This window comes from Phormidesmis sp. 146-12 (assembly GCF_052939495.1).
Genome location: NZ_JBJPHS010000230.1, coordinates 1 through 2,317, shown reverse-complemented (window position 1 = coordinate 2,317; position 2,317 = coordinate 1). Strand labels below are relative to the sequence as shown.

The following is a 2,317-nucleotide window of genomic DNA, read 5'->3' as shown; positions in this document are numbered from 1 at the left end:
CAGAATCTAAGGTCTTACGGCGTTATCGCTGTCTAATTTTGTCCGGACTATTGATATAGCCTTTTACCCAATTATCGACAGGCAAATTGAGAATTCCAACCGTCGTCGCTGACACAGAAAGCACAAAAGAAGCCCACACTTGAACCACCCACGCACTGGTCGGAGCATCCCGATCGACGTTGTATTTTTGCATCGTTTCCTCCAAAAAGATTCTTTGTAAGTGATGGTGTTGAATCTTTAAGCAAAGAATAGCAGGGGTCTTGAGCAGAAGATTTACAAAGTGGACAGCCCGATCGCCGTCCCTTAACAATTATTTTAGAAGTGAGAAAAATCCCAATTAAAACATCCTCTCAAAGTCTTAGTCTTGACTGCACGAAAACTTCACCCTTTAGGTAAGCGCTTTGTCTCTTTAACGTCTATCTAACGTCTATCTATTGAAAAGATTGAATGAAGGGATCAAATTGATAAAAAACTGCGATCCCCGTAACAGCAACTACTCAGACTCGGAATCAAGCTGACTACACTGATAGAAGCTTGGGTAAACTCTAGCCAACCTCTCCGATTCTTTAGGCTCATATTTAGCATTAAAGATTCAGTCTCAGGCTCCAGATCTAACGTTCACCGTTATCGTTCGGACTCAAATTCCAGATTCAACCAGACCCACAAGTATGACAACAATGGTCAACGCAACTGAAAAGCCCAAACATCGCGTCGTCATCATTGGGGGCGGTTTTGGTGGACTCTATGCTGCAAAAGCGCTAGGAAACTCCTCCATCGAAGTCACCCTGATTGACAAACGCAATTTCCATTTGTTTCAACCCCTTCTCTATCAGGTTGCTACTGGAACGCTCTCCCCGGCTGATATTTCTTCGCCGCTGCGATCGATTCTCAGTCGTCACAAAAATGTTCGCGTCTTGATGGAAGAAGTCGTAGATATTGATCCCCAGGCAAAGACGGTGATTTTGCGAAAGGAAGAATTGCCCTACGATACGCTGATTGTCGCGACGGGAGTCAGTCACCACTATTTTGGCAACGAACATTGGAAAGACAATGCTCCCGGCTTAAAGACGGTTGAAGATGCGATCGAGATGCGGCGGCGGATTTTTATGGCCTTTGAGGCAGCCGAAAAGGAAACCGACCCCGAAAAGCGCAAAGCGTGGCTAACATTTGTGATTGTGGGTGGCGGCCCAACTGGAGTAGAACTGGCCGGGGCGATCGCAGAGTTGGCCTTCAAAACCCTCAAAGAAGATTTTCGCAACATTGACACCACCGAGGCTCAGATTCTCTTGCTCGAAGGTCTCGATCGCGTGTTGCCGCCTTATGCGCCTGACTTGTCTGCCAAAGCAGAAGCCTCTTTGACGCGACGCGGTGTGACGGTGCAGACCAAAACCAAAGTCACGAATATTGCAGACGATGTGGTGACGATCGAGCGCAATGAGCAAGTTGAGCAGATTCCAGCCCAAACGATCCTCTGGGCGGCGGGTGTGAAGGCTTCGGTAATGGGCAAGATTTTGTCAGATCGGACGGGGGTCAGCCTCGATCGAGTGGGGCGTGTCATGGTCGAGCCGGATCTGAGCGTGTCAAACCATCCTGATATTTTTGTGATTGGCGATCTGGCGCACTTTGCTCATCAGGGCGAAAAACCGTTGCCTGGTGTAGCTCCTGTCGCGATGCAAGAAGGTCAATATCTGGCCAAATTGGTCAAAGCAAGACTCAAAGGACAGTCGCTTCCAGCTTTCTCCTACGCAGAGATCGGAAGTCTGGCAGTGATTGGGCAAAATGCTGCCGTCGTCGATTTGGGCTTTATTCAATTCACTGGAATCATCGCCTGGTTGATCTGGGTGGTGGCTCACATCTACTATCTGATCGAATTCGACAACAAACTGGTTGTGATGTTTCAGTGGGGATGGAGCTACTTTACGCGCAAGCGTGGCGCACGATTGATCACAGGCGATGATGCGATGGTGGAAGTTCATATGGCGGGCAGCGATCGCAAAGAGAGGTCTACTTCGGCGGGCAAGACGGCGATCGAGGTTTAGTTAGGCTGACAGATGCAGCATTTGGTTAACCATACGACACTGAATGCTGCTCTGGTTCAAATATCAAGAGCGTTAGAACGTCTGTAGACGAATCAAGCTTTGAGAATTCACGAAATCAAACTGACAATTCTTTGACTTGCGAACGCAAAATTGGATTTGCAATCTTAAATCTTAGTTGTGTCAGGTTGTCGATCGCGGCTCATGATTAAAAGCGTGTTCTCAGCCCTGCTTGACTGACAAAACTCAGGAAAGCGAGAAAGGAAGCTAGGAGGGAAGTA

Annotated in this window: 2 protein-coding genes; one reads left to right on the top strand and one right to left on the bottom strand. The window is 47.9% G+C overall.

The window, feature by feature from the left end; translation table 11 throughout:
• Positions 1–22 precede the first annotated feature (22 nt).
• On the bottom strand, positions 23–193 hold the full coding sequence (locus ACKFKF_RS34850; RefSeq protein ID WP_446871908.1) for a YiaA/YiaB family inner membrane protein: 171 nt from the start codon (positions 191–193) through the stop codon (positions 23–25).
• Positions 194–677: 484 nt separating this feature from the next.
• On the opposite strand from ACKFKF_RS34850, the gene ACKFKF_RS34845 reads away from it, so the two are divergent.
• A complete protein-coding gene (locus ACKFKF_RS34845; RefSeq protein WP_446871907.1) occupies positions 678–2,039 on the top strand; it encodes an NAD(P)/FAD-dependent oxidoreductase in 1,362 nt (453 codons plus the stop codon).
• Positions 2,040–2,317: the final 278 nt, after the last annotated feature.

What these genes read in the sequence shown, in the direction of transcription:
- ACKFKF_RS34850 (WP_446871908.1), bottom strand. Translation starts at nt 193, where the DNA reads ATGCAAAAATACAACGTCGATCGGGATGCTCCGACCAGTGCGTGGGTG.
- ACKFKF_RS34845 (WP_446871907.1), top strand. Translation starts at nt 678, where the DNA reads ATGGTCAACGCAACTGAAAAGCCCAAACATCGCGTCGTCATCATTGGG.